The sequence below is a fragment of the Tardiphaga sp. genome (assembly GCF_028290495.1).
In the GTDB taxonomy this organism is placed as follows: domain Bacteria; phylum Pseudomonadota; class Alphaproteobacteria; order Rhizobiales; family Xanthobacteraceae; genus Tardiphaga.
This window is the reverse complement of the sequence record NZ_JAQGJT010000007.1, coordinates 36,098-62,316: the sequence shown is the minus strand read 5'-3', so window position 1 is coordinate 62,316 and position 26,219 is coordinate 36,098. Positions and strand designations below refer to the sequence as shown.

At 62.0% G+C, this 26,219-nt stretch carries 29 protein-coding genes, 1 tRNA gene and 1 pseudogene; 17 read left to right on the top strand and 14 right to left on the bottom strand.

Features of this window, described 5'->3' with window-relative positions; translation table 11 throughout:
- Positions 1-127 precede the first annotated feature (127 nt).
- From JWQ24_RS00840 to JWQ24_RS00830, 3 genes and pseudogenes are all read right to left on the bottom strand, one after another.
- A pseudogene (locus JWQ24_RS00840) lies at positions 128-239 on the bottom strand (cell envelope biogenesis protein TolA); the annotation flags it as partial.
- 179 nt (positions 240-418) lie between these two features.
- A complete protein-coding gene (locus JWQ24_RS00835; protein WP_299803186.1) occupies positions 419-601 on the bottom strand; it encodes a hypothetical protein in 183 nt (60 codons plus the stop codon).
- Positions 602-899: 298 nt separating this feature from the next.
- On the bottom strand, positions 900-1,154 hold the full coding sequence (locus tag JWQ24_RS00830) for a hypothetical protein (protein ID WP_299803184.1): 255 nt from the start codon (positions 1,152-1,154) through the stop codon (positions 900-902).
- A gap of 171 nt (positions 1,155-1,325) precedes the next feature.
- Here JWQ24_RS00830 and JWQ24_RS00825 point away from each other — a divergent pair, with 171 nt between their 5' ends.
- From JWQ24_RS00825 to JWQ24_RS00815, 3 genes are all read left to right on the top strand, one after another.
- Positions 1,326-1,625 (top strand): helix-turn-helix transcriptional regulator, encoded by a 300-nt coding sequence (locus tag JWQ24_RS00825; protein ID WP_299803182.1) that lies wholly within the window; start codon positions 1,326-1,328, stop codon positions 1,623-1,625.
- Between the two features lie 52 nt (positions 1,626-1,677).
- A complete protein-coding gene (locus JWQ24_RS00820) occupies positions 1,678-2,304 on the top strand; it encodes a hypothetical protein (RefSeq protein ID WP_299803180.1) in 627 nt (208 codons plus the stop codon).
- A 134-nt stretch (positions 2,305-2,438) separates the two neighbouring features.
- Positions 2,439-4,517 carry an AAA family ATPase gene (locus JWQ24_RS00815; RefSeq protein ID WP_299803178.1) on the top strand — a complete coding sequence of 693 codons (2,079 nt, stop codon included), beginning with the start codon at positions 2,439-2,441 and terminating at the stop codon, positions 4,515-4,517.
- A 341-nt stretch (positions 4,518-4,858) separates the two neighbouring features.
- Here JWQ24_RS00815 and JWQ24_RS00810 read toward each other — a convergent pair whose 3' ends face one another.
- The 5 genes from JWQ24_RS00810 to JWQ24_RS00790 all read right to left on the bottom strand — a co-directional run bounded on the left by JWQ24_RS00810 (position 4,859) and on the right by JWQ24_RS00790 (position 7,466).
- The gene (locus tag JWQ24_RS00810; protein ID WP_299803176.1) at positions 4,859-6,022 is read right to left on the bottom strand and encodes a DUF2235 domain-containing protein; all 1,164 of its coding nucleotides are present in this window, start codon (positions 6,020-6,022) and stop codon (positions 4,859-4,861) included.
- An 83-nt stretch (positions 6,023-6,105) separates the two neighbouring features.
- Positions 6,106-6,519 carry a hypothetical protein gene (locus JWQ24_RS00805; protein WP_299803175.1) on the bottom strand — a complete coding sequence of 138 codons (414 nt, stop codon included), beginning with the start codon at positions 6,517-6,519 and terminating at the stop codon, positions 6,106-6,108.
- The gene (locus tag JWQ24_RS00800) at positions 6,516-6,731 is read right to left on the bottom strand and encodes a DNA-binding protein (protein ID WP_299803173.1); all 216 of its coding nucleotides are present in this window, start codon (positions 6,729-6,731) and stop codon (positions 6,516-6,518) included. The genes JWQ24_RS00805 and JWQ24_RS00800 overlap by 4 nt, the downstream gene beginning before the upstream one ends.
- A 22-nt stretch (positions 6,732-6,753) precedes the next feature.
- Positions 6,754-6,993 (bottom strand): hypothetical protein, encoded by a 240-nt coding sequence (locus JWQ24_RS00795; protein ID WP_299803171.1) that lies wholly within the window; start codon positions 6,991-6,993, stop codon positions 6,754-6,756.
- The gene (locus JWQ24_RS00790) at positions 6,993-7,466 is read right to left on the bottom strand and encodes a hypothetical protein (RefSeq protein ID WP_299803169.1); all 474 of its coding nucleotides are present in this window, start codon (positions 7,464-7,466) and stop codon (positions 6,993-6,995) included. The genes JWQ24_RS00795 and JWQ24_RS00790 overlap by 1 nt, the downstream gene beginning before the upstream one ends.
- Before the next feature lie 111 nt (positions 7,467-7,577).
- On the opposite strand from JWQ24_RS00790, the gene JWQ24_RS00785 reads away from it, so the two are divergent.
- The gene (locus JWQ24_RS00785) at positions 7,578-8,000 is read left to right on the top strand and encodes an Arm DNA-binding domain-containing protein (protein ID WP_299803167.1); all 423 of its coding nucleotides are present in this window, start codon (positions 7,578-7,580) and stop codon (positions 7,998-8,000) included.
- Positions 8,001-8,064: 64 nt separating this feature from the next.
- On the opposite strand, the gene JWQ24_RS00780 is transcribed toward JWQ24_RS00785, so the two are convergent.
- Positions 8,065-8,139 (bottom strand) — tRNA-Thr (locus JWQ24_RS00780).
- 286 nt (positions 8,140-8,425) lie between these two features.
- Between JWQ24_RS00780 and JWQ24_RS00775 the strand changes: the two genes are divergently transcribed.
- Positions 8,426-9,859: a pilus assembly protein TadG-related protein gene (locus tag JWQ24_RS00775; protein ID WP_299803165.1), complete on the top strand. Its 1,434-nt coding sequence runs from the start codon at positions 8,426-8,428 to the stop codon at positions 9,857-9,859.
- 19 nt (positions 9,860-9,878) lie between these two features.
- Here JWQ24_RS00775 and JWQ24_RS00770 read toward each other — a convergent pair whose 3' ends face one another.
- On the bottom strand, positions 9,879-10,166 hold the full coding sequence (locus tag JWQ24_RS00770) for a hypothetical protein (protein WP_299803163.1): 288 nt from the start codon (positions 10,164-10,166) through the stop codon (positions 9,879-9,881).
- Positions 10,167-10,187: 21 nt separating this feature from the next.
- On the opposite strand from JWQ24_RS00770, the gene JWQ24_RS00765 reads away from it, so the two are divergent.
- From JWQ24_RS00765 to JWQ24_RS00755, 3 genes are all read left to right on the top strand, one after another.
- Positions 10,188-10,343, top strand: coding sequence for a hypothetical protein (locus tag JWQ24_RS00765; RefSeq protein ID WP_299803161.1), 156 nt, complete (start codon positions 10,188-10,190; stop codon positions 10,341-10,343).
- 82 nt (positions 10,344-10,425) lie between these two features.
- Positions 10,426-10,851 (top strand): hypothetical protein, encoded by a 426-nt coding sequence (locus JWQ24_RS00760; RefSeq protein WP_299803159.1) that lies wholly within the window; start codon positions 10,426-10,428, stop codon positions 10,849-10,851.
- A gap of 46 nt (positions 10,852-10,897) precedes the next feature.
- Complete coding sequence (locus tag JWQ24_RS00755) at positions 10,898-11,518, top strand: hypothetical protein (RefSeq protein ID WP_299803158.1); 621 nt, start codon at positions 10,898-10,900, stop codon at positions 11,516-11,518.
- A gap of 64 nt (positions 11,519-11,582) precedes the next feature.
- Here the strand turns inward: JWQ24_RS00755 and rlmB are convergent, their stop codons facing one another.
- Positions 11,583-12,392 (bottom strand): 23S rRNA (guanosine(2251)-2'-O)-methyltransferase RlmB, encoded by an 810-nt coding sequence (rlmB, locus tag JWQ24_RS00750; protein ID WP_299803157.1) that lies wholly within the window; start codon positions 12,390-12,392, stop codon positions 11,583-11,585.
- A gap of 180 nt (positions 12,393-12,572) precedes the next feature.
- On the bottom strand, positions 12,573-13,379 hold the full coding sequence (locus JWQ24_RS00745; protein WP_299803156.1) for an IclR family transcriptional regulator C-terminal domain-containing protein: 807 nt from the start codon (positions 13,377-13,379) through the stop codon (positions 12,573-12,575).
- A 191-nt stretch (positions 13,380-13,570) separates the two neighbouring features.
- On the opposite strand from JWQ24_RS00745, the gene JWQ24_RS00740 reads away from it, so the two are divergent.
- From JWQ24_RS00740 to JWQ24_RS00705, 8 genes are all read left to right on the top strand, one after another.
- Positions 13,571-14,722, top strand: coding sequence for an ABC transporter substrate-binding protein (locus tag JWQ24_RS00740; RefSeq protein WP_299803155.1), 1,152 nt, complete (start codon positions 13,571-13,573; stop codon positions 14,720-14,722).
- A 65-nt stretch (positions 14,723-14,787) separates the two neighbouring features.
- Positions 14,788-15,663, top strand: a complete 876-nt coding sequence (locus tag JWQ24_RS00735; protein ID WP_299803154.1) for a branched-chain amino acid ABC transporter permease — start codon at positions 14,788-14,790, stop codon at positions 15,661-15,663.
- A 4-nt stretch (positions 15,664-15,667) separates the two neighbouring features.
- A complete protein-coding gene (locus JWQ24_RS00730) occupies positions 15,668-16,636 on the top strand; it encodes a branched-chain amino acid ABC transporter permease (protein ID WP_299803153.1) in 969 nt (322 codons plus the stop codon).
- A complete protein-coding gene (locus JWQ24_RS00725; RefSeq protein ID WP_299803151.1) occupies positions 16,633-17,370 on the top strand; it encodes an ABC transporter ATP-binding protein in 738 nt (245 codons plus the stop codon). The genes JWQ24_RS00730 and JWQ24_RS00725 overlap by 4 nt, the downstream gene beginning before the upstream one ends.
- The gene (locus JWQ24_RS00720) at positions 17,357-18,064 is read left to right on the top strand and encodes an ABC transporter ATP-binding protein (RefSeq protein ID WP_299803149.1); all 708 of its coding nucleotides are present in this window, start codon (positions 17,357-17,359) and stop codon (positions 18,062-18,064) included. Before JWQ24_RS00725 ends, JWQ24_RS00720 begins: the two co-directional genes overlap by 14 nt.
- 20 nt (positions 18,065-18,084) lie before the next feature.
- On the top strand, positions 18,085-19,401 hold the full coding sequence (locus JWQ24_RS00715) for an aspartate aminotransferase family protein (protein ID WP_299803148.1): 1,317 nt from the start codon (positions 18,085-18,087) through the stop codon (positions 19,399-19,401).
- Positions 19,402-19,491: 90 nt separating this feature from the next.
- Entirely contained in the window at positions 19,492-21,162 is a 1,671-nt protein-coding gene (locus JWQ24_RS00710) for a hydantoinase B/oxoprolinase family protein (protein WP_299803146.1), read from the top strand.
- A 2-nt stretch (positions 21,163-21,164) separates the two neighbouring features.
- Positions 21,165-23,207: a hydantoinase/oxoprolinase family protein gene (locus tag JWQ24_RS00705; RefSeq protein WP_299803144.1), complete on the top strand. Its 2,043-nt coding sequence runs from the start codon at positions 21,165-21,167 to the stop codon at positions 23,205-23,207.
- A gap of 103 nt (positions 23,208-23,310) precedes the next feature.
- On the opposite strand, the gene JWQ24_RS00700 is transcribed toward JWQ24_RS00705, so the two are convergent.
- Positions 23,311-23,715, bottom strand: coding sequence for a hypothetical protein (locus JWQ24_RS00700; RefSeq protein WP_299803142.1), 405 nt, complete (start codon positions 23,713-23,715; stop codon positions 23,311-23,313).
- 72 nt (positions 23,716-23,787) lie between these two features.
- Between JWQ24_RS00700 and JWQ24_RS00695 the strand changes: the two genes are divergently transcribed.
- Positions 23,788-24,159 (top strand): TonB-dependent receptor, encoded by a 372-nt coding sequence (locus JWQ24_RS00695; protein ID WP_299803140.1) that lies wholly within the window; start codon positions 23,788-23,790, stop codon positions 24,157-24,159.
- A gap of 81 nt (positions 24,160-24,240) precedes the next feature.
- Here the strand turns inward: JWQ24_RS00695 and JWQ24_RS00690 are convergent, their stop codons facing one another.
- Positions 24,241-26,166: an FAD-binding monooxygenase gene (locus JWQ24_RS00690; RefSeq protein WP_299803138.1), complete on the bottom strand. Its 1,926-nt coding sequence runs from the start codon at positions 26,164-26,166 to the stop codon at positions 24,241-24,243.
- Positions 26,167-26,219: the final 53 nt, after the last annotated feature.

Below are 26,219 nucleotides of genomic sequence, written 5' to 3'. Positions count from 1 at the left end.
ATCTTGGAGGACGTGGACGCGCGTCTGGCGGTTTTCCTCGACCTCGGTCTGGGCTATCTCACTTTAGAACGCAGTACGCCGACGCTTTCGCCCGGAGAACTGCAGCGGCTGCGGCTGGCAACCCAAGCCCCTGGTGGAAGATGTTGCTGTTGGCGCCCCAGACCCTTCATGGACGGCGCGGCGACGGCCAGGTCGAAGAATCCGATCGACGTCTGGTATGTCTTGAGCTTCCGCGGCATAGGCCGTTCACCTTCGAACTCGATCACCCGGCGCAAGACGCTGCGTCTTAGCCGCTTGTCATTTTCGCCACATATGCTGAGACAAACTCGGTCGCAGTTTCAGGCCACCAATGAAACCCAATCTCCTTGAGCATGGATTGGTGAACCTCTGAGTCAGTGGCATCTTCAAAAAGCTCGATTTATGCCCCCATCAACGGCGCGGACACAGCGTTTGCCGTTGCACTAAGTTTATCAAAGAGGGCGGCGGCCTCCGCGTTGCGCGCGTCGCCGGGATACTCAACCGCTTTTCTCCTTCGAAATTCGGCTTGGCCCTCAAACTCAGTACGAAGTTGATCGTAGTCTGGAACGAACGAAACGGTCATTACCAACCCCTGTTTTTTTAAAACTTGTGAAGAACACTACACTAGAGCGAACATGTTGACAATCTGCTTAACAAAAACTAAAGATTTCCGTGCCTTGGAGAAGCGTCATCATGCGCCGCTCGAAAATCTTCCCCGGCCTAGTGTCCACCGGTAAGACACTCGCGGATGGCACGAAGCGAACGTATTTCTACGCATGGCGGCGCGGGCCGTTGCTCAGAGCCGCAGATGGGACGCCTCTGAAACTGGGCGACCCACAATTTGTTGTTGAATACGTGGCAGCACACTCTGCACGAAACTCTCAGGCCGCCAGCGAGACCGAACCGGTCGAGTAGAACTGGCGGACCATCCGGTCCATCGTTGCTGCAGTCATGGTACGGCTGCGCGGAGCGCGCGGTGTGCGAACCTTCTGTGGTGCTGGCGCGGCGTAGAAACCCCATTCCATGAACAACGCGTCAAGAGTACCGGCGCGGGCTGCGCTGTGGATCGTCGCCCAAACGGCGGCGGTCGTGACAGAGAGCTTGCGAGCAACTGCGACGACATTAAACTGCGACATGGTGTTTGTTCCTACTAGTGCGACGAACCATCTCATCGCTGACAGTCAACATATATCGTTGGCTGTTTCTGTCAACCTACAATCGCAACGTATAGTTCATATTCCATTGTTGTTGACTGTTCACATTAATTCGATGCAGTGTAGGCGCGTTAAAAGTAACGGAGTATCGGCATGATGGAAAACGAAATTACGGGGTCGCAGGTTAGGGCGGCTCGCGCTTATCTGCGGTGGTCAATGGCTGTACTCGCCGAGCGGGCTGATGTTGGAATATCGACCATCCAACAGATCGAGAATTTTGATGGAAGCGCCTATATCCATTCGGATCAGCAATGGCGTATAGACGCGAGAGCCGAAGCGGCGGACAAAATTCGCCATGCGTTGGAGTTAGGAGGGATCAAGTTTCTCGACGAGGTCCGCAACCGAACGGCGCAACGCGGACCGGGTATTCGCGGTCCGATGCAACACGGGTAGGACCAGTCCGCGCTTATGTTGACAATCTCCATTAAGTTTGCTATTTTGGATCATGGCAAACTTCAACGACCTCCTGCCGCTCTGCGCTACCGATCTTGGCAAGCCTGCCGGGACCATGAAGCGGTATGGCCAAGCGTTACGCGCAGCCGGATGTGTCTCTGCGACGAAGCGCGGTCGCGGGGGCGCTGATATCACCACCACAGACGCAGTACGGACCACCATCGCGGCGTTGCTATCATCGTCTGACACACGCGCGGCTGGGACCGTGACGCGCGTCTGCGCGCTTCCCCTTATTCACGTGGCGCGCGAGGGGGTGTGGCCCGAAGCGGACCTACTCGTCCCGTGGCGAGCACCATTTCAATGGCTCGCCGGTATCGCAATTGGTCCTTTAGATGACCTTGGCGAAGCGCTTTGCTCCCTCATCGACGCGATGCGCACGGATGCGTTCGATCGTTGGGCAGGTGACGAAGGTGCTGCGGTCTACGTCGATTTCCACAACGAAGGCGCCAACGCCTACATCTCTATTTTACCTCGGAAGACGCGGGCTGGTGTCATTCTGACTTTCGGTGTCGAACAGCGTCCGCCACCCATGAGCACTATTACACGTATCGATAATCGCATGCTGGTGAAGCTCGCCACAACGCTTGGGCCGCCGGAGGCACCGCCACCACCGTACTAAAAAGAAAACCCGCGCGTTGCCGCACGGGTCGAAAACGTCTGGGGTCGCTCGCAACTATCCCTTACAGCTTTTCGATCAGATTGTCAACGTTATTCGCGGGTCCAACCGCCGCTGCGCGCGGCCGGAGACCTGAGATGGACATCGTTATCAACCAAGATGACCCGTTCGAGACCTTCATGGTCCGGCGCCAGATAGAGCGCGAACAGGACGTAAACCTCGACGACATCGTGCCGATCGACGCACGGCTTGCGGTAGCGTTCACCGACGACGATATCGAGTCGCTGACCGAAGAACATTGGGCTGACGGTCACTATCCGACGAAATGGCAAATGGTCCCGACGGAGGAAGGTGGCGGGAGACTCACACCCATTCGGATGTCGGTTGACAGCATCGGGTGGGATCTGTTCCGCCACGGCAGGATGAGTGGCTGCGGGGAGGACCAATTTCACCGCTTGCTGATCGGGCGCGATGAGCACTACGCGGCGAACACGCGGCACGGCTTGCTGCTTACAGGACAGGACGGTGGTGACGATTTCACGGACATCGATGCGGCGACTGCCGAGCGCGAAGCCTACGTCGCCGCGCGGTTCGCAACGTTCAATCGCAAGCGACTGCCTACCGATCTATTACTGATCGACCTCGCCGACGATGCGTTGCATCAAGGTTGGCAGGCTCCTCCTGCGATTGTGGCTGCCGTCGAACGGCTGCGCGCCATCGCCGCGAATGTACCGCATCGACGGAAGGCTACGGAGGCCATCAAAGCCCACCGGGAGGACGAGCGCGAACTGGAGGAATGGCGACTGGCGCAAGCGCCGCCGGTGGCCAAAGAAGATGCGCGAATGGCGCGCCATGACTCCCGCGTTGCTGCACAGCGGGCCGCGAACGAAGCACAATGGCAGATCACTCTGGATCACTCCGCCGTGTCCGCCCGCGCGACGACGGATGCCATGCAAGAGGCCGCGGACGCCAACGAGGAAGCCGCCATGATCGCGTGGCAGGTGAAATATGGTCATCTGTTTCCAGAGCAGTCTGATCCACCGGATGACGCCGCTGGCTCAGATATCGCACCGTCTCATCTCGCACCTGGAACGCCAATGCCAACACCTCCGAAGCTGACGGTCGTGCCCACTGAGCCGCTGCCGGATCTGATTCAGTCATCGGGCGAGTTCGTGCGCGGTTTCGTTCCACCGGACTACCTGGTTGACGGCGTGCTGCAGCGGCGCTTTGTATATTCGATCACGGCACAGACCGGCGTCGGCAAGACGGCAATCGCCATGCTGATCTCCGCGCACGTCGCCACTGGTCGTAAGCTTGGCAATCTCGACGTTGAAAAGGGGTGCGTCCTGTATTTCGCAGGCGAGAATCCGACCGACATTCAAATGCGCTGGCTGGGATCGACGCAAAGCATGAGCATCGACCCCGAGACCACCGACGTGCACTTTGTGCCGGGCGCCACGGCCCTCTCAGGCATCGCTGCGCGCATCACGGAGGAAATAACCCGCAAGGGCCTGAAGCCCTCACTGGTCGTCGTGGACACCGCCGCGGCATACTTCGAAGGCGACGACGAAAACTCCAACACACAAGCCGTTGACCACGCGCGCCGCCTCCGTTCGCTCACGATGCTGCCTGGTGGTCCTACGGTAATCATCCTCTGTCACCCGACGAAGCGGGCCGCTGCCGATGACTTGATCCCGCGCGGCGGCGGCGCGTTCCTGAATGAGGTGGACGGCAACATCGCCTTGCGGAAACAGGACACGCTCATTGGCGCCGAGGTGCAGGGCAAGTTCCGTGGACGCGAGTTTTCCCCGATCCATTTCGAACTCAACACGGTTTACCATCCGATACTGAAAGACGCGCGCGGGCGCGACATCCCGACTGTCGTGGCGCGCGTGATTGATGACACCACGAAGCAGCGATTGGCGGACGCAGCGGTGCACAGCGAGAACGCTTTGCTCAAGGTCATCTTCGACCAACCGGGAGCCAGCTTGCGAACCATGGCGATGGTGATGGGTTGGACCGACGCCAAGGGGCAGCCGGCGGCCATGCGGGTTAGTCGAGCGTGTGACGCTTTGGCCAAGGAGAAGATGATCGTGAAGCATCGCAACACTTGGCAATGCACGCCGGCTGGCCAGAAGGAGCTAAATCAGCTCGACGGGGCTGTAACACGCAACGTTACACCGATGCCGCCTTTGCCGCCGTTCCCGCCGCGCTAAATCGACTGTTACAGCAACCGCGTTACACCTTGTTACGAAACTAGCTAAGTTATTGAAAAAGCTTTGTAAAATTCGTTACAGCCCCATGTTACAAACCCTCGTGCGGCGGGGGGCATTTATGCCCCTCCGCAGGGTGTAACGTAACATCCATATCCTAGGGTCGTTACAGCGTTCAGCCCTGGAAAATGACCAAGTGAGAAAGAGAGAAGTCGGCCATCCGCGCAGTTGCGCCGCCGTAAATACGGGTTGAATACGGAATTTGCGATTATCTGTTGAGTGTGGGCGTGAGAACAAACGTTATCATGACCTAATAATATGCCCCAGACCAGACAACGCAGACTTCACGACGGCGCGGTCGTTGCCGGCGCGTCCGCAAAGACGGATTCGCCAATTGCGGCTGGGTCAACCGAGTGCCGCTTGGCCCATTGGGCGAGACCGGGTGGGCGATAGCTCTTATCGGCCCTCCACCGATCGAAGACCGATCGATCAATCGTTTCGTTGATGTTCTTGACGTTCGGACCTTCTTCCGGCGGAGGCACTCCGATCGGGCGATAATAGCGAGCACCAAGTTTTACAAGCCGGTAGCAGCCCTTCATGAACTCGGCATAGGAGTCCGATATCTTGCCTGTGATTGCGCTATCTTCGGCTGCATAGCCGCTCGATAAGCCCAGGCCCAATATCTGCGCCTTACTTTCGATCCATGAAAGCGGCAGTTGTGCCAACAGATCGCTGAAGCATCCACCCCCCACGTTGGCATGCGCACCAACGAACCACCGTTGCTCAGTCTTCTCGATGGGTCGCGGAGCGGCGTTTGTTGCCCCCTGATTAGTCCAAAGTGTTGGGGCGAAGGGCTCTCGATGCTCGTCAACAGCTAGAGCGTGGAATGCGTGTTCATTGTTCTGACGAAGCCCGGTGTTTAAGAAAGGGTAGGCTGAACCGAAGATGCGACGAACGAGAGGGAAGGGCACACCCAATGCACCGACTGTATCGAATACGCCTATGAACTTGATTGGCACCGCACGGGAATGCTTCAGCAGCCACGCGTCCTCGAAACTGAGGTCTTGAGGTTTCACGTCGAACAATGCGCGGATCGTCCTTGCCTCCTTATTGCGGTATCTCTTGTAGAGCTGGTTGACGCCGAGCGGCGCCCCTCGCTTGGCGAGGCCACATTTTGAGATAAAGCCAGAGAGGCTGCGCGCAGTGTATGCGCCCCTGCTAAATCCCAAGATGAAGATCTCGTCACCGAATTCAAAGTTCTCGATTAGCCATTCGTATGCACTGGTGATTGCAGTGTCGATTCCGCTGCCGAACATCCCGCCGCGAACCTTCTCGCCAAATTTGGTGCCCAGGCCCGTGCTGTAGTAGGCACGCTGCTCAATGCCATCCGGTCCGACAGGAAGGAAAAGCGATCGCAGGCGCCACACGTTCGTGTTGTCGCTAACCGTGTTCCACGTTCCGTCCAGGAATAGAGCGAGGCGCTTCCCGGGCTTTGTTTTATCGGACATTATCGCTCCATTGGATTGAGCACTTTAGTCGTCGAGTAAAGTGCGCTCATTAGCGTGCATGTGAGATTGGAAGATGCCGCGACCTATTTCCCTTTTCGAGTGCGCTTCCGCGGAGGTGGCGCTTGAAGCAAATGCGCGTACCGGGGTTGCCTACCCGCAAGGGACGCCATGGCTTCGGCGGCGCCTTCGACGATCATGCGGTACTCCAGAAGAAACGGCAGAAAGTCGCCTCCGTCGACTGGTATCTGTCCGATTTCTGACGCCATCGTCGTGTGCGGGATTTCGTCTTCGTCGATACCCAGTTCGCGCCACGTTTTGAGTACCGGGACCCAGCAAGCATGTTCTGGTGGCAATGCTTCGGCGGGTGGTGCAGCGCCGACGTGGAATTCGCGGTGGCGCTGAAGCCACTTGAGCGGCGTGCGTAGTTGCATTGTAACCGACATTTCCCAACCTGCGATCAGGTCCTCAAAGCCGTCCCGCGGGTTGGTCACGCTCATGGTTTCATGCCACGCGCCTCCTGCGCCTTAACCCAGTCAAGCAGAGTGCTCTTGCGAGCGCAAACGAGTGCGCCAAGGTTAAAGGTCGGAAGGCCGTTGATGGCCGCCAGATGGTAGACCTTGCGGCGCTTCGTCTTGTCGCCGTAAAGGAACGCCGCGATGGCGTCCGCGCCCTCTAAGAGGTCATCGGCGAACGAGCGGTCTTCGTTCAAAGCGACCACCGGATCCTCGCAACTACTCTTTTTCGGCACCGGACTTGCGGGCGCGTATGATTGGGATCCGCGGAGTGATCGACGGCTCGGCCCTTACCGGGTAAGGTCGAACTGTCTTCTGACGCTCGTGGAAATAGGCTTCCACAGGCGGCAATCCGGATTTCAATTCCAGGTGCTTGGCTATGGCTGGCCAGTCGCGGGAGCGCTTCTCACCGAGCACGAGCACTGCGATCTGGGATTCGTTTGGGAATAGCGGGATCATCAGAGGCCTGCATTGGAAGGTGTCACACGCGGTGAGTACATCAGTTCAGCATTGCTGCTTCCGATGACAGTCAACGAAATCTGGTCAGTTCGATCGCGCCATGTGCTGATGTTCAGAATCGAACTGCCGCGGCTGCCGGATTCAGGCTCTCCATATTTCGCACGTACGGAGCCGATCAGGGGTGTGACCTGGCTGGGGTCGAGCAGGCCAAGCCGGATGCCATTGAGGCGTCCTTGGTTGTCGAACGCCGCCCATGTGCTGAATGCAAACTCACCGGCGTTATACTCACCGCGGAGCCGCACCGTTGCGTTGCTGGTGCTGTGACCAGCGCACTGCGCGTCGCACGGCCGGAGCTTGCCCTTGGACGCGGCCTGTACCTGGGCCACCGTCATGCCCCATTTCGTATACTGCCAATCGGCTGCAGCCGGCGTGATGCTTACTATCAGAATCGAAACTATCAGATTAAGTCGCATAGTTGGCATCCTCAAGTTGGTCGCATCCAATCGCAACCTGCGGGCGAGAGCAAGTGAAATACGCCCTGCGGTTTAATGTTGACAATCCACGCTAAGGAGATAGCGTGGGGCATGGTAAAAATCGATCCACCGAAACCGAAGAAGAAGCGCGGCCTTACGGCCAACTCATTGGCAAAGTTGACGCTGCCGGTAGCTCAATCTGAATTCACCGAGACGATGCTTTTGGGGATGGCGGCCGCGTTGAAGACCGGGCGCCTCAAGGTGGATAAGTTGGCTTTCTCGGACGATGTCCAACACGGGCTGCGCGCGATCGTCAGGAAGACCGGGACGATCACATTGCATGCGCATTATGAAATCGGGGAAAGCCGGCCCATGCTCAAAGTCGGCGACCTTCCTGGCTCCACGATCGCCGAGGCACGGAAGATCACGAAGACGGTCAGGGCGTTGGCGGCAAAGGGCATTGACGTCCAGGATGGCATGCTGCCTCGCCTGCTCCGCGAGCTTCGTGAGCAGGGCGAAAACTGGCGTCCATGATACCCCGCCGACAACCCCGGAATAAATTCGATGAGCCGGATTTCAGCTAAGTAGTTGATTTTGTTGGTGCCGGTTGAGAGGATTGAACTCCCGACCTTCGGTTTACAAAACCGCTGCTCTACCGCTGAGCTAAACCGGCAATAACTTCAATAACATACACGAGACTTGGGGTCCTGGCAGAGTGCCGGCGACAGTGGTCGGGCGGCGTCACGGCGTCAGATAACAGACTCCGCTTGCGAGGGCTACTCCCCAACGTCCGGCGCTCCGGTATATACATCCGCCGGGTCCAACGTCGGCCTGTGCGATTAGGTATCTGCTAATCCCTAAATGGTACTCTTGTCCGTATCATGCAGCCAGAAAACGAGCTGCGCGGTGAGGCGCCCGCAGAGGCGCCCGGTTCGGTTGACGACCAGTAGGGGCAATTGGTGGGAATATCCTGGCTTCGGCTGCTCAGCCGCTTTCGCAGCGATCAGCGCGGCAGCGTCGCATTGCTCTTTGGCATTACCGTCGTCCCGCTGATCATTTGCATCGGGTGCGCGGTGGATTATGCCCGCGCCGCCAGCGCCCGTACGGCGCTGCAAGGCGCCGCGGATGCTGCGGGCGTTGCCGCGGTTTCATCAAAATCGGTCGGCTTCCTCGCCGCGCAGGCGATGACCACCGACGGTTCGGTCAGTGTCGGCATCAGCGACGCCACCAAATTCTTCAACGGCAGGGCCTCGACGATCGGTGGCATCACCGGGCTGACGCCGACCATCACCGTGGTCAAGGACGGCAAATTCGTAAGGGCTTCGGTCCAGTTCACCGCCAAAGTGGCGACCACCTTCATGGCGATTGCCGGCTGGCGCAACATGACCGTTTCGGGAAGCTCGAGCTCGGAGGCGTCGCTGCCGACCTTTCTCGATTTCTATCTGATGCTCGACGTCTCGGGCTCGATGGGACTGCCGTCCACCAACGCCGAACAGACCCGTCTGGCCGCGATCAATCCTGACAATTACAAACTGTACCCGAACGGCTGCACCTTCGCCTGCCATTTTACGGCCACCGATGCCTGTTCCGATTCTGACCAGAAATACTCCACCGGCGGCAAGTGCATGGGATTTTCACTGTCGCGCACGGCCGGCAAATCAACCAACACGCCAGTGAATGCGTGCTCGACACCAGGCACCTCCGCCTGCATCCAGCTGCGCGCTGACGCCGTCGGCTATGCCGTGGTGCAATTGCTGCAGACGGCAAACGCCACAGCAAAGGTCGCGAACCAGTTCAGGATCGGGCTCTATCCCTACATCCAGAACCTTTATGCGTATTTTCCACTGACCAGTGCGATCTCGGGATCATCTACCAATTCGGGCACTATCAATTATGCCGCGGCAAATCTGGCGACGCTGCTGGATACCGGGCAGAATGCGGCACTCGGCTCCGGCGGCACGCATTTCGAAAATGCATTTCCGAAGATGAATACGCTGATCAACACCGTCGGCACCGGCTCAACCGCGTCCGATCCGCTACCCTTCGTGTTCCTGGTCACCGACGGCGCGCAGAATAATCAGATCCAGTGGGGCGGCTCATGGTCGGGCGACAACCACGCCACGGTGATTGACAAGTCGCTGTGCACGACACTGAAAAACCGCGGCGTGACGATTTCGATACTCTACATTCCGTATCAGCCGATCCAGAATCCGACCAGCTTCGGCAACAACGAAGATTACTTCGTGAACGCGATCATCCCCTCGATCCCGGGCGCCCTCACGCAGTGCGCGTCATCGGGGTTTTTCTTCACGGCAAATACCCCGGACGATATCACCACCGCGCTGAACGCGATGTTCAAGCAGGCGCTGGTGTCGGCGCGCGTCACCAACTGACGGTACGCACGACCGATCGTCAGTTGCAGGGATAAGCGCGGCCGTCCTGGCCGCGATAGGCGGCGGCAGACTGGTCGCAGCGCACGCGTAGTGGACCATCATAGTAAGCGTAGGTGCCGGGCAGCACGCCGGGTCCGTAATTGTGGCTGTAGCTCAGCCGGTACGGCTTGCCCGGCGCGGCGAAGTACATCGGCCCGTGGCTGGCGTGATGCCGGTGGTGATGCGTGTGGTGGTGCTTGGCGTGGCGGGCCAGCGCCGGCGTTGCCACCAGGGCGGAAATAACGAGGACAGCACTCAGCAGTTTCATCGGGCTTCTCCGGAAAGGGCGATGGGCAACTATCGTCTGTTCGATCTGTTCCCCGATCAGATCAGCTGCGGTCAGGCCTGGCAATTGGCCGGTGCAAGCAGGGCAGTCGCGGGTTTCGTTAACGATATCATCTGGCGATTTCGCGCAATTGAACTTCCGAAAACACTGGCGCGTTAGGCTTACCCGCAGTTTAGGACGGCGTTTTAACCCATCCGGCCACGGCCTCGATTATCGTAGCACCGGAATTCAGGACATTGCCATGCGCGTCATTTCAGCCCTGTTGATTGTGATCGGGACCAGCCTGCCGGCGATCGCCGCGGACGGGTACAACATCGTGATTCCCGGCCGCGCGGGCGTGCCGGTCATCATCAACGGTATTGATGCTTCCTACGCCGTGGTCGAGGGCGACTGGGGGCTAAAGCGTGGCGTCCACGTTCAGCCGACGGTATATGGCGGGCGCTATGTCGATCCCCTGCCGAACGTCGGTCACTATTACCCCAGCGCAGGTCGCCAGCCCGGCTACGGCCGGCTCGAGGTCGAACCACCGAAAAACCGCAAGCTACCGAAGCCCGCCGAGAGCTTCCACGAGCACTGGTCGGCGGCGTCGCCGCCACCGGTGCAACAGGATGCCATTCCGTTCAATCCGCCGGCGGTGATTGTCGCGCCGGACAACCGGCGTCGATAACGCGATGATCCCAACCAAGAAAATACACCCCAACAGGAGAGCGTAAATGCGTAACGTGATTTCGAAACTGGTTGCGGCCGTGGCCCTGGTGACCGCCAGCGCTGCGCCGGCATTGGCCTGCGGCGGCGGTGGTCTGTTCGGCGGCGGTTGCTCGCCTTGCGGCCAGGCCTATGTCAGCCCCTGCGGCCCGACCGCGGGCTACGGCTATGCCGGCGGCGCGTCTTATGAGCGGCTTCCCGACCCGAGCCGCTATTTTTACGCCGATCGCGGCCCGAGCTTCAGCGGCCCCGGCAACTACGCGCCGGTCCCGACCTATCAGGAGACCGCGCTGAGTGGCCCGCGTGGCTACGGTCGTCCGAACTACGGCTATTACGATGGCGGTCCCTACAGCAACGCCACCAACCACTATTCCTACGCCGAGCCGGCTTACCGTGCGCCGGCCGTCTACAGCTACCGGCCGCGCGTGCGGCCGAGCTATCGTTACGGCTACAGCATGCAGCCGCGCGTTCGCTACGGCTATGCGCCACGCAGTTACGCTCCGCGCTACGGCTATCACCAGCAGCGCCGTCACTTCGCCGGACCGCGCGTGATGTACGCCCCGCGCTACGCCGCGCCGCGCCATGCCTATCCGCACTACAACCAGCGCCCGCAGCGCCGGATGTACTGATCCCTGAAGGCCACAAAAAACGCCCGCTCGCAGCAATGCGAGCGGGCGTTTTCGTTTGTCGATGTCAGCGCATCAGGCCGAGCTGGCTGGCGCCGATATAGAGCGCCAGCACGGCGGCGTTGGAGACGTTAAGGCTCTTGATCGCGCCGGGCATGTCGAGCCGGGCGACCACGCTGCAGGTGTCGCGCGTCAGCCGGCGCAGGCCGCTGCCCTCGGCGCCGAGCACCAGCGCCAGCGGCTGGCGCAGCGGCACCGCGCTCAACGTCTCGCTGCCCTCGCTGTCGAGGCCGACGGTCAAAAAGCCGAGGTCGTTCAGCTCATCGAGCGCGCGGGCGAGGTTGGTCACAGTGATGATCGGCACCAGTTCGAGCGCGCCGGAGGCGGACTTGGCCAGCACGCCGGTGGCTTCCGGGCTGTGCCGCGCGGTGGTGACGATCGCCTTGACGTTAAAGGCGGCGGCCGAACGCAAGATGGCGCCGACATTGTGCGGATCGGTGATCTGGTCGAGCACCAGCACGATGCCGTCCTGGGTCAGCGAATCCAGGTCCGGCGACTCCAAGGGATCGGCTTCCGCCAGCAGGCCCTGATGCACGGCGTCGGGTCCCAGCCGGTCGTCGATCTCGCGCGGCGGCACGATCAACGGCTCGACCCTGGTGTCGATCTTGTCGTCGGCCAGCCGCCTTGCGGCGTTCTCGGTCAGGTACAATTTGCGGATATTGCGTTGCGGATTGGCAAGCGCCGCGGTTACGCTGTGCCAGCCATAGAGGATGGCCGGGCCATCGCCCGATTCGCGCCCGCGGCGCGGTGGCGGACCACGGTCGCGGCCCTTGCCGCCCCCGCGCGGAAAGCGTGGTTTTCGATCTCGATCATTCATGACCGGCTTGTCTCACGCGGGCCGGCGAATGGCAATTTCGGATGGCGGACGGCGGCAAAGGTATTTTTGGCCCGGAAGGGACTGTAGCTCGTTCAAGGCGCGCTTCCTGTTCGTGCGTAGCCGCTGCGCAAAGTCGCAGCGGCTACGTGGGCGCGATCAACTGGAAAATGGTTCGGCGCCTTACACGGATCGGAGTTGTTGCGCGTCGCGCTCGAGAATCCGGCTGCCGATGGAAAGCACCTTCGTCAGATTCGCCGCGGTTTCATGGAGGGCTGCGATGCGTTCGCCCAGCCGGTCATTCATGATCCGCTGCAGCGGACCCGTCATGCCGAGCGAGTGGAAAACGCTGCCGTCGGACAGCACGATCGGCACGGCAATCGCGGCGAGGCCGTCGTCGATTTCGCCGACGCAGGTCGCGTAGCCGCGGCGGCGCACCTCGGCCAGCTCTTCCTTGATCCATGCATGATCGTTGCGGGTGTTGACCGTGAGCATCGGTAGCGGGTGCGAGAGGGCTTCAGCCACAAGCGCCTCGTTCTGATAGGCCATGATCGCTTTCGCTGTCGCGGCTGCGTTGACGGGCATGTCGACGCCCGGCTGGATGTGACCTCGCCACCGCACGTCGGGCGTCAGCGAGACGGCCACCACGACGCGCGATCCGAGCAGGCGTGTCAGGTAGCAGGTTTCCGCGGAGGCTTCCGTAACGGCGCGCAGATGCGGTTCGGCGAGCGCCACCAGCCAGCCGTCGTCGGCGCTGGCGTGCAGTAGTCGCACCAGGCGTTCGCCAATATCGTAGGAGCGTCCGCCGGCGGCATCTTTCGCAAGTCCTGCCTTGACGAGACCCTTGAGTAGTCGGTGCGCCGTGGTCTTCGGCATATCCAGCATCGAAGACGCGTCCGCCAAAGTCAGCGAGCCCCTGAAGGCCGCCACCAGCTCGAGAACTTCGATGTAGCGGCCCAGCGGGCCGACGGAAACGTTCTTCGCTGTCATGGCTGATCTCGACACCGCAGGGCTAATTCTTGGGCGGCTGATGCAAAAGTCTGCGGCTTGACTCAGCAAAACCCTGCATCTACGCTTTTCATATTCCGGAATATAGTTCCGGAAAACGGAACGAATGTCAAGGCCGGTTTCTGCTCCGACGGTCCTGGCGCGTAATCGATTGGGGCGACTTGGGGGACTTGATGCGCGTTTCTAGGAAGGACTTTCTGAAGGGCATGCTGGCTGCGACCGCACTGCCTTTCGTCGGCTTGGCCCATGCGCAGCAGAAGGAGTCGATTCTTGTCGGGGCGACGGTCCCGATCACCGGGCCGCTGTCGCTGACCGGCAAGCAGTATTACAACTCGCTGATGATGGCCGAGGAAGACATCAACAAGGCCGGCGGCATCGGCGGACGCAATCTGAAGATCGTGTTCGAAGATACCCAGGCCTCGAACGGCACTGCGGTAAACGCCTACGTCAAGCTGGCGCAGGAAACCAAGCCGTCGTTCTTCTTCCTGTCGAGCTATTCGACGCAGAACCTTGCGGTCGCGCCTGAGGTCAAGAAATCGCAAATTCCGGCGATGTATGCCGGCGGCGCCGACGTTGTCGCCGAGGGCGGCAACGAATGGATGTTCCGCATCCGGCCGGCCGACAGCGTCTCCGCAGCCGGCATGGTACAATGTGCGCTGCAGGTGCTGAACACGAAGAAGCCCGGCATCCTCTACATCCAGAACGACTTCGGGCAGGGCGGCGCGCAGACCGCCGCCAAGGCGTTTGAAGCCGCCGGCGTGCCGGTCGCGGGCATGGAAGCCTACGGCCAGAATGACAAGGACTTCTCCGCGCAATTGCTCAGCCTGCGCGGCAAGGGCGCCGACGTTATTCTGATCTTCAATTATCCGCAGGACGGCGCGCTGGTGCTTCGCCAGGCGAAGATGCTGGGCTTCAAGATCCCGCTGGTGAGTTCATCGGCCGCTCTGGTGCCGGCAGCCCTGCAGCTGCTGTCGCCGTCCGATCTGGAAGGCGTGTGGGGCGTCGTCGATGCCTTCATGGATCCCAGCGCCGGTGGCACGATGAAGGACTTCGTCGAGCGCTATAAGGCCAAGTTCGGCACCGAGCCGGATCCGTACGGTCTGGCCTATTACGATGGCGCGATGCTGATGGCCGAAGGCATGCGCAAGGTCGGGACCGACGCCAAGGCGCTGCGCGAGTGGCTCGCCGGCGTAAAGAAGTGGCAGGGCATCGGTCACGTCTATGACTATGACGCCAAGGGCAACGGCGTGTTCGATCTCGCCGTGGTTAAGGCCAAGGCCGGCACCAAGACGCTCGAGTTCGTTCGGGCCGTCAAGACGAACTGATCGACGTCCAGCGACATCTGTCCGCGAGCCGACGTGGCTCGCGGACGAAACCACAGACGGGACCCATGGCGGATTTCATACAGCTCTTCATCAACGGCCTGGCGATCGGCAGCGTCTATGCGCTGGCTGCGATCGGGTTCGTGATCGTCTATTCCGCCACGGGCGTCGTGAACTTCGCCGCAGGGCAGTTCGTGATGTTCGGCACCTTCGCCGGGGTTGCGACCCTGATCAATGCGCAGATGCCCTGGCCATTCGCCTATGGCGCATCGCTGGCGCTGATGGCGCTGTTCGGCGTGCTGTTTTTCATCTCGGTCTACCTGCCGCTGCGCAAAAGTTCGATCGTCACCATCATTATCGGCACCGTCGCGGTCGGCATCACGATGCAGAATGCCGCGTTGCTGACCTTCGGGTCGTGGCCGTTTCGTTTGCCGTCGCCGGTCGAAGGCCTGACGGTGACGCTCGGCGGCGCGATCATCTCTGTCCATGCGCTGGGCGTGGTGGCGGTGACCGCCATCATGGTCGGGCTGCTGTGGCTGCTGTTCTACCGCACCTCGGTCGGCATCGGCATGCGTGCCGTGGCGCAGGATATCCAGGCCGCGCGCCTGATGGGCCTCAAGGTCAACCGACTCCTGGCGCTGTCGTGGATTCTCGCAGCATTGCTCGCCGGAATTGCAGGACTGATGCTCGGACCAATGTGGTTCGCCGATGTCAGCATGGGTGATCCCATCGCGCTCAAGGCGTTTGCCGCGACCATCATCGGCGGCTTCGGCAGTCTTCCCGGGGCGATCGTCGGCGGCCTGTTCGTCGGGCTCTCCGAGGTTCTCGGCGCCTCCTATATTTCCTCGGCCTACAAGGATCTGATCTCATTCAGTATCATGATCGTGTTTTTGCTGGTGCGTCCGCAGGGCGTGTTCGGCGAACGCATCCAGGATCGGGGTTAGTCCGATGATGCGCACGCCTCTCACTCTCTCGGCCGGCATTCTGGTCGTTGGCGCGATCCTGTCGATCGTCCTTCCGGAATATCAGCTGCGGTTGATGAACCTCGCGGTTATCTCTGCGGTGGCTGTGATCGGCCTCAACTTCGCCTTCGGCTACGCCGGCCTGATATCGCTCGGGCATGCCGCGTTCGTCGGGATGGGCGCCTATGCGGTTGCGATCCTGACCACGCGGCTCGGCTGGTCGCCGTGGCTGGCGATGCCGGCCGCGGTGGCGATCACGGCGCTGGTTGCTGCGGTGATCGGATTTCCGCTGCTGCGCCTGAAAGGTCACTATCTGGCGCTCGCCACGCTGGGCTTCAACGTGTCGTTCTTTATCGTGGCTTCCAACTGGATAGAGCTGACCGGCGGCACCAACGGCATTGCGCGAATTCCCGAATTGTCGATCGCGGGCCATGCGCTGACCGATGAGCGCAGCTTCCTGTGGTTCGCCATCGTGGTGCTGGCCATTGTCGCCGCCGTCGCCGCCATGGTGCATGCGTCGCGTCATGGCCGTGCGATGATCGCGGTCCGCGACGACGAACTGGCCGCCGACATGACCGGCATCGACACCACGGTGACGAAGATCGCGGCCTTTGTCGCCTCGGCGATCTGCGCCGCCATCGCCGGCTGCCTGTTTGCCTATCACGTGCGCTTCGTATCGCCGGAAGACTTCAGCTACGCGCATTCGATCACCTATCTCGCGATGCTGATCGTCGGCGGCGAAGGCACCCTCATCGGCGCGATCCTCGGCGCCATCGTGCTGACGTTCCTGCCGGAATGGCTGCGTTTCCTCGGCACCGCCTATCTCGCCTTCTTCGGCATCATGCTGCTGGTGATCCTGGTGATCCTGCCGACCGGCATTGTCGGACTTGGACGCTATTTCCGGCGCAAGCGGACGGCGGCGCAGGCCGCCACCTTGGGAGCCCCTGTGAAATGAGTGTCCTCGAAGCCACAGGCATCAACAAGCGCTATGGCGGATTGCAGGCGCTGTCCGACATCCATCTGAATGTCGCGGAAGCTGAATTCGTCGCGGTGATCGGCCCTAACGGCGCCGGCAAATCGACGCTGCTGAACGTTCTGACCGGGCTGGCGCTGCCCGACAGCGGCAAGGTCGCTCTCGCCGGCAAGGATATCACCCGCGCCGCCACGCATCGGCGGATTCGCGCTGGCCTCGGCCGTACCTTCCAGCATGGCCGGACCTTCGAGCGCCTCAGCGTGCTGGAAAACGTGATGACCGGCGCGGCTATCCGGCCCGAACTCGGCGAACGGGCGCTGCGCGAGGCCGCGATGACGGTGATCGAACAGATGGGAATGGCCGATGAAGCGCATGACGCGATCGGATCGCTGTCATATGGCCGTCGCCGCATGGTCGAGATGTGCCGGGCTCTGGCCTGTGGGCCGCGCGTTCTGCTGCTCGACGAACCGGCTGCCGGTCTGAACTCCGGCGAGGTCGATCAGCTGATCGACCGGTTGTCCGACCTGCGCAACCGGCACAAGCTCGCGATCATCCTGATCGAACACAACATGGGCATGGTGATGCGGCTCGCGGAGCGCATCTTCGTGCTGAACTTCGGCTGCAAGATCGCCGAAGGAACGCCAGCGCAGATCCAGAGCGATCCGGCGGTGCTGTCGGCCTATCTCGGCGAAGGATACGTTCATGCTGGCGTGTAAAGATCTCGTCGTCGCCTATGGTGACAACGTCGCTCTGCATGGTGTCTCGATGTCGGTTCGTCCCGGCGAAACCGTAGCGCTGATCGGCGCCAACGGGGCCGGCAAGACGACGCTGCTGCACACGATCTCCGGTCTCAACGAGATCGTGTCCGGTGACATCCTGTTCGAGGGCGCTTCGCTGGCGAAATGCTCGTCCGATCGCCGCGTTGCGCGCGGCATCGCGCAGGCGCCGGAAGGCCGTCGCATTTTCCCGGGACTGACGGTCGAGGAAAACCTGTCGCTCGCCACCGTGAGCTGGCGGAGCTGGGGTGAATCGATCGCGGCGGACTTCGAGCGCGTGTTCGATCTGTTTCCGCGGCTGAAGGAACGCCGCAAGCAGCTCGGCTGGTCGTTGTCTGGCGGTGAGCAGCAGATGCTGGCGATCGGGCGGGCCTTGATGGCGCGTCCCCGCCTGCTGCTGCTCGACGAGCCGTCGCTCGGCCTCGCGCCGCGCCTCGCCGAGGAAGTCTATGAGCGCGTCAGGCTGATCGCCGAAGCGGGCCTCACCATCCTCGTGGTCGAACAGAACACGGTGCTCGCGCTCGCTGTCGCAGACCGCGCGTACGTCCTCGAAACCGGCCGCATCGTCCTCGAAGGCACGGCCGACGAGCTGAAAAACAATTCGCGCGTGCGCGAAGCCTATCTCGGCCGCTGAATATCGCTGAAGGAAAAGATATGTATCCCGATCCAAAGTCCAAATCCCAGGCGCTTTACGCGCGCGCTCTGACCAGTCTGCCCGGCGGCAATACGCGCACGACCGTCTTCATGAAGCCCTATCCGATCTATGCGGCGCATGGCGCCGGCTGCCGGGTCTGGGACATCGACGGCAACGAGTTCATCGACTGCATCAACAACTTCACCTCGCTGATCCACGGCCACGCCCACCCGGCACTGATCGATGCCGCGACCAAGCAACTGGCGCTGGGATCGGCGTTCGGCCTTCCCACGGAATCCGAAGTCGATCTGGCCGAACTGCTGGCCGCCCGGCTGCCGTCGGTCGATCAGCTGCGCTTTGCGAACTCCGGCACCGAAGCGGTGATGATGGCGCTGAAGGCGGCGCGTGCTTTCACCGGTAGGCACAAGATCGCCAAGTGCGAAGGCGCCTATCACGGCTCCTACGATTACGCCGAAGTCAGCCTCGACCCGACGCCGGAAGCCTGGGGGCGCAACGCGCCGGTGTCGGTCGCTTACGCCAAGGGGACGCCCGACAATGTGCTGTCGGATGTCGTCACCATCCCCTTCAACAACATCGAGGCTGCGGTCAGCTTGATCCGCGAGCATGGCAGTGAACTGGCCTGCGTGCTGGTCGATCCGATGCCGAACCGCGCCGGACTGGCGCCGGCCGACAAGGCCTATCTGGAAGCGCTGCGCGCCGTGACGCGCGAAGTCGGCGCGCTGCTGATTTTCGACGAAGTGATCACTTTCCGCCTCGGCTATCACGGCGCGCAGGGCATTTGGGGCATCGAGCCGGATCTCACCACGCTCGGCAAGATCATCGGCGGCGGCTTTCCGGTCGGTGCGATCGGTGGTCGCGCCGAGTTCATGGCGGTGTTCGATCCGCGCTCCGGCAAACCGGCACTGCCGCACGGCGGAACGTTCTCGGCAAATCCGGTGACGATGCGTGCCGGTATCGCCGCGATGGAATTACTCGACGAGGCCGCCTTCGCCCGTCTCGATGCGATCGGCAATGCGGTGCGCGACGGCATCAATGCGGCGTTCGGCCAGCACGGCGTGGCCGGCGCGACCGTCGGTCTCGGCTCGCTGCTGAAAGTTCATTTTTCGGATCGCCCGATCCGCGACTATCGCTCGGCCTATATGACCCCGGCGGAAGTACGCAGCCAGGGCATCTTCAATACGGGGCTGCTCAACCGCGGCGTTCTCGCGGCCGGCTATGGATTGATGGCGTTGTCGACGGCGATGACCGATGCCGATGTCGATGCGATCGTCGCAGCGGCATCCGGTGCGCTGGCTGACGTGGCCGCTGCCGCCTGACGTTACCCTTCGACCCGACGAAATATTCCAAACTGTTCCGCGGCGGCTGTGCCGCTGCGGAAGCCCAACTCTTTTGCAAGCAGGTGTGCGATGTCCACCAAGATCGATCCCATCACACGGTCCGTCGTCCAGCATCGGCTCAGTTCGATCGTGGCGGAAATGGGCGAGGCGATGCTTCGCACCTCCTATTCCCAGATTTTGAATTCGAGCCGCGATTTCTCGCTGGCGATCTGCGACACCAAGGGTCGCCTGATCGCGCAGGCCGATCACATCCCGGTTCACGTCGGCGCATTGCCGTGGGCGACGCTGGCCGTCGAGGAGCGGTTCAAGGACGTCAAGCCGGGCGACGTGATCCTGCTCAATGATCCCTATCACGGCGGAAGCCATCTGCCTGACCTTACGGCCTTCGTGCCGGTGTTCGACGGTGAGCGCCGTCTGTACTGGACCATCGTGCGCGCGCATCAGAGCGATATCGGCGGCGCCACGCATGGCGGCTACAATCCAATGGCGACGGAGATCTGGCAGGAAGGACTTCGTGTCCCTCCGATCAAGCTCTACGAGGCCGGCGAACTGCGCGACGATCTGCTCGATCTGCTGGCGCTGAACGTGCGCAATGCACGCGACTTCCGCGGCGATCTGGCCGCCATGGTCGGCGCCGCGCATCTCGGCGAGCGCCGCGTGGCGCGGTTGTTCGCGGAGTTCGGCGGGGTAACTGTAGAGGCCGCCGTCGAAGCCATTATGGATTCCGCCGAGCAGCAGACGCGCGCGGTGGTCGCGACCTGGAAAGACGGCGTGTTCCACGGCGAAGCCTTCCTCGACGACGACGGCCACGGCCGCAGCGATATCAAGATCGCCGCGAAGGTCACCAAGCGCGGCAGCGATATCGAGGTCGATCTGTCCGGCTCCGATCCGCAGTCGACGAGCTTCGTCAATTCGTCACACGCCAATATGCAGGCCGCGGTCGTGATGGCCTTTGCCTATCTGATCGATGCCGACATCCCGAAGAATTCCGGTTCGCTGCGGCCGCTGACCGTAATCGCCAGGCAGGGCACGATCGTCTGGGCCGATCCGGATCGTCCGGTCACCATGTGTACCAGCCACCCCTCGAACGAAATCGTCGAGGCTATCATCAAGGCGCTGGCGAAATCCTGCCCGGACCGCGCGATGGCCGGTTGGAGCCGTCGCTTCCGCATCGCCATCCAGGGCGAGGATCCGCGCAATGGCCGCGGCTTCATCTGGCACATGTTCCAGGCTCGTCCGGGCGGCGGTGCATCCTCCGGCGGCGACGGCTGGTCGTCGATCGGCGAGTGGCACACCGTGGGCGGTATCAAGTTCGGCAGTATCGAAGTCGCCGAAGTACGGTTTCCGCTGCACTTCCGTCACCATGAATTCCGCGCGGGCTCTGGCGGCGACGGCAAGTTCCGCGGCGGCCTCGGCGTCGCGCTCGATCTCGTGGTCGAGACGAAGAAACCGGCGCTTGCCAACACGGCCGGCGACGGCGCGCGCCACGGCGCCTGCGGGCTGCTCGGCGGCGACGACGGCGTGCCGCATCACTACCGCCTGATGTCGGACGGACGTGCGCCGCGCGTGCTGCGCACCAAGGAAGTCGGCATCGAGATCATGCCGGGCGATTGCCTTGAAGTCCGCTCCTCCGGCGGCGGCGGCTGGGGCAATCCCGCGGAGCGCTCTGCAGAGGCGCGCCAACGCGACGCGGAGCAGGGGCTCACGCAGAACAATTCAACGACGGTTCGGGAAGCTTGACGATGTTTACAATCGGAATTGACGTCGGTGGTACCTACACCGACCTCGTCGCCATCGATGAGGCCGGCCACACGGTGTTCGCCAAGTCGCCATCGACGCCGACGGACCAGTCCATCGGTGTGATGACGGGCCTTGAGGAATTGGCGCGCCGGGTAAATCTGTCCCGTGCGGCACTGTTGGCAGCGACCGATCGTCTGGTGCATGGCACGACCGTGGCGACCAACGCCCTGCTCGAGCGCAAGGGCGCGAAAGTAGCGTTGCTGACCACGGAAGGTCATCGCGACGTTCTGGAAATGCGCGAAGGCCTCAAGGGCGACCGCTACGACCTGCGCTCGCCGCCGCCCGAACCGCTGGTGCCGCGCGAACGCCGCTTCGGCATTCGCGAACGCATCAAGGCCAATGGCGATGTGCTGACGCCGCTCGACGAACAATCCGTCAGCGAGGCCATCGCGGCCATCCGCAGCTCCGGCGCAACGTCGGTGGCGATCTGCTTCCTGCATTCTTATCGCAACCCGGTCCATGAGATTGCGGTAGCCGAGCGCCTGGTGCGCGAACTGCCCGGCATCAACCTGTCGCGCTCCAGTGACGTGCTGCCGCAGATCAAGGAATATGAGCGGGTTTCGACGACCGTCGTGAACGCCTATGTCGCGCCCGCAGTGCGTCACTATCTCACCAACCTCGAACAGCGCCTGAAGGAGGCCGGCTTCGCCTCCAGCCTGTTCATCATTCTCTCGCATGGCGGCATGGCGCCGATCGAGGAGGCGGCACGCCTTGCGGCCGGCACGGTTCTGTCCGGTCCGGCCGGCGGCATGTCCGGCTGCCAGCGTTGCGCCGATTTGCTCGGTATTCCCGATATCGTGCCGTTCGACATGGGCGGCACCAGCACCGACATCTCGCTGATCTCCGAGGGGCGCGCGTCGCTCTCGGCCGACGGCATGCTGGCGGAACAACGCATCGCGCTGCGCAGCCTCGATATCGCCAGCATCGCGGCAGGCGGCGGCTCGATCGCAAGCGTCGATGCCGGCGGGACGTTCCGCGTTGGCCCTGAAAGTGCCGGCTCGGTACCGGGGCCGGCCTGCTACGGCAATGGCGGGACGGCGGCAACCGTCACCGACGCCAATGTCCTTCTTGGCTATCTCGATGCCGATGCCTTCATGGGCGGACGACGTCCGCTCGATCGCGCGGCGTCCGAAGCCGCGGTGGATCGGCTGGCGACGTCGCTCGGCCTGTCGCGCGAGCAGGCTGCGGCCGGCATCTATCGCCTCATCAACCTGAAGATGGCCGATGGCATCCGTCTGATGACCTTGCGCCGCGGCGTCGACCCCCGGCGCTTCGCGATGCTGAGCTTCGGCGGCGCTGCTGGCATACATGCGGCGGAAGTGGCCCGTGAACTCGACATCAAGCGCATCATCGTGCCGACGGCGGCATCGGTGCTGTCGGCATGGGGCATGCTGACGAGCGATCTGCGCTTCGAGGTGAGCCAGACCCAGTTGGGCGCCGCGCCGCGTATCGACGCAGGTGCGATGCGCGATATCTTCGCGCAGCTGGCGCAGCAGGCCACCGGCCGGCTGCGGGCCTGGTTCGGCGGGGACATCGCCATCGAGCGTTCCGCCGAGATGCGCTACGGCGAGCAGATCTTTGAAATCGATGTGCCGCTCAACGACGTAGACTGGAATTCCGCGACGCTGGTCGATCAGATCGACGAGCTGTTTCACCGCCGTCACGAGGAGCTCTACACTTACGCCTCGCGGGATCAGGAAGTCGTCTTCGTCAATGCCCGCGTCTCGGCCATCGGCGCAGTGTCGCAAAGCGGGCAGGATATCAAGCCGGCACCGTCTGATGCTGCCGCCAAGCCGCGCACCACGCGCAAGGCGTTCTTCGGCGAATGGCGCGATGTCCCGGTCTACGGCCTCGACACGCTTGCACCCGGTCATTGCATCGAAGGCCCCGCGATCATCGACGCCGAGACCACCACGGTGGTCATCAATGCCGGCGATCGCGTGACCGTCAATGCGCTGGGATGGCTGGATATCCAGCTCGCCTGACCGGCGATCAATTGACAAAGGCGACGGCGAATTCGTCGTCGCCTTTGCTGAGATGTCGGCTTTAAAGCGAAGCGGACATCCGCGAACGCGACTGTGGAAAGATCTAGCTTCCCGCCAGTTCGCGCGCCCAGGGCAGGAAGCCGTCGAGAAACTTCGTCGTGGCCGGCATGAAGTTGCTGCCGTGATGATAGAACGGATCGAGCGTCGAGACGATCAGGCGTCCCGGCAGGGTGGTGCGGTCGTCATAGAGCAGGGCGCCGCCGCTATCACTTCCGTCAATTGGCGCCGGCACGTCGATCAGCGTCTCGGCCGATGCGGGCGGCTGCAGAATGCCGTGATAGTGCCAGATGGTGTTGGCGAACGGCACCGCTTTGAACAATTCGTGGTCGGGGCTGACGAGCCGTTGTTCGGGTCGGACGTCCCTGTCGAGCCACCACCAGAAATTCGTCGGCCGCGGTAACCACGTCACACCGGGCAACCAGGCTTCGGCCTTGTTCTCGCCGAACACGACGAGAGTCTTTCCCCGTGCGGCGAAGTCGATCAGGATTTGTCGCGAGCGGCGGAGCTGGACGGGATTGATGTGATCGGGAACGATCAGAACCTCGACGCCGTCCGCTGCGGCCGCATCGGCGTGCAATATGCCGCGCTGGACGAAAGCTATTCGCTCATGGCGGTGGTCGACTGGGCCAGCCAGAAAAGCCGGATCGATACGGCGCAGGAACGCCAGACCAGCGGCTATGCGATCCCGAAACTCTACGCGACCTTCCGGCTCGGTCAGCTCGTGACCCCAGCGTGGGGTGACACCAAGCTGATCCTCGGCGTCGAGAACGTCTTCAACACCGCCTATGTCGATGCCTCGACATTCGTGAACATGTTCTATGCCACGACCCTGACGAATCCGCTCGTTGAAGTCGGCCGCAACTTCACCATGAGGGGACAGCACACCTTCTGATAGGCCGCGTTCCCGGTCGCGATCCCCGCAGCCATGTGTTGCGGGGATCGCGACCGACGCGCGTCTGGCATCTTCCGATGTCTATTGTTCGCGCGTCATGAAATTCCCGAAATAGGCCGCGAGTTGCGCATAGCCATCGAGCGGCAGAACGTGCCCGATATATTGGTCGGGCCGCACGATCACCATGCAACCGCGTTCGCGATCGATGCCGCGCATCGTGTAAATGTCGCGGTCGCCCTCGCCATCAGCGCAGAACAGTTTTTCGTAGTCGCGAAGTCCGAACCGTCCCTTCGCAGGCAGCAGAAACGTCGGCATCGCCTCAATGGCGAGGTCGCGGTGGCTTTGCTGGAAGATGGCGCGAACATCGATCACCGAGTCGATGTCGGCGCCTTCCGGCGTGTAGTTGCGCACCGGTGACTCCGGTGAGTCCGCCAGAAAATTGCACAGTGCGCGAATGCCGGAACCGGACGCGTCGGGATCTTCGGAGCCTGCGAAGGCGAAGATGCGCCAGCGGCCGTCCGCCTTGACGGTGTGGCCGAGATGCAGCGGCTTGGCGTCGGTGATGCGGATGACCGGCGCGGAATGAAACCGCATGCCGATCGTGAGGCCCGCGGCCAGATGCTGATAGGTCGCTTCGCCGGTCAGCAGCGCGGGGCGGTAGTGCGCCGCGGTGCCCGCGGTATAGCGGCCGTGCTGGACGAAATATCGTTGCGTCTCCGCGGGATCGAAGGCCTTGCCGTCTTCATCTGCCGGCTTTGACGCCGAGCTGAGGACGGCGGCCCACTCGCGGTCGAAGTCGATCAGCTCTTTCGCAATGGTCTGGCGTTCCGCTGAATAGCTGTGCAGCAGTTGCGGTGGACATTGCTTGCGCAGCACGGCGGCCAGCTTCCAGCCGAGGTTGAAGCCGTCCTGCATGGAGACGTTCATGCCCTGGCCCGCTTTCGGGCTGTGGGTGTGGCAGGCGTCGCCGGCGATGAAGACGTGCGGCAAGCGCGCGGTGTCGTCGCCCGGCACGTCGTCGAACCTGTCGCACAGGCGCTGGCCGATCTCATAGACCGACCACCACGGCACTTCCTTCACGTCGAGCGTATAGGGGCTGAGAATCCTCCGCGCCTTCGCAATCAGATCGTCGGAGGTGATGTGGAGATGGGACACGCGCTCGCCGACGTCGAGCTTTTCCATCTCAATGTACAGGCGAAACAGATAGCCGCCCTCGCGCGGAATGATCAGGATGCTGCCTTCGTGGGCGGACTGGATCAGCGACTTGAATCGAACGTCGGGGAAGTCGGTCACGGCCAGCACGTCCATCACGCCCCAGGCGTGATTGGCGGAGTCGCCGTGCAGCTCGCGTCCGATGGATTTTCGCACGGTGCTGCGCGCGCCGTCGCAGCCCACGACATAGCGGGCCCGGATCGTCTCGATCTGACCTTCGTGGGCGGCGTCGAGCCGCTGTATCCTTGCGGTCACGGGATAAAGTGAGGCCTCATCGACCTGTAGATCCAGCAGGCTGCGTGCGTAATACGGCTCCAGCGAGGTGGGGGATTTGCGCATCACGTCGAGATAGAAATCATGCACGCGCGCCTGATTGAGAACGACGTGGGGAAATTCCGAAAGTCCCTCCTCGGTATCCTGCACGCGCCCACTGCGGACGATGTGGTCGGGCTGGCTGTCGTCCGGTTTCCAGAATGTCGTCTCGTTGATCCAGCAGGCTTCCTTCAGGACGCGTTCGCTGAATCCGAAGGCCTCGAACATTTCCATCGTTCGGCAGGCGATGCCGTCGGCCTGGCCGCGCAGCAGGGGGCCGGGCTTCTGTTCCACGATGCAGGTCTTGATGTCCGGAAAGGCGGAGAGTTGCGCCGCCAGCGTCAGGCCCGCGGGGCCGCAGCCGATGATCAGGACATCGACCTCCTGCGGCACACTGCCGGAAGCGCCGGATTCGGCGCTGCGCTTTTCAGGATCGGCAATCGAAGGGTCGCCGGGCTCGAATCCATTCAGATGAAATTGCACGAGAGCTCCTTGAAGATGTGGCCGTTCGGCTGTGACGCCATTCTTTGATCGGG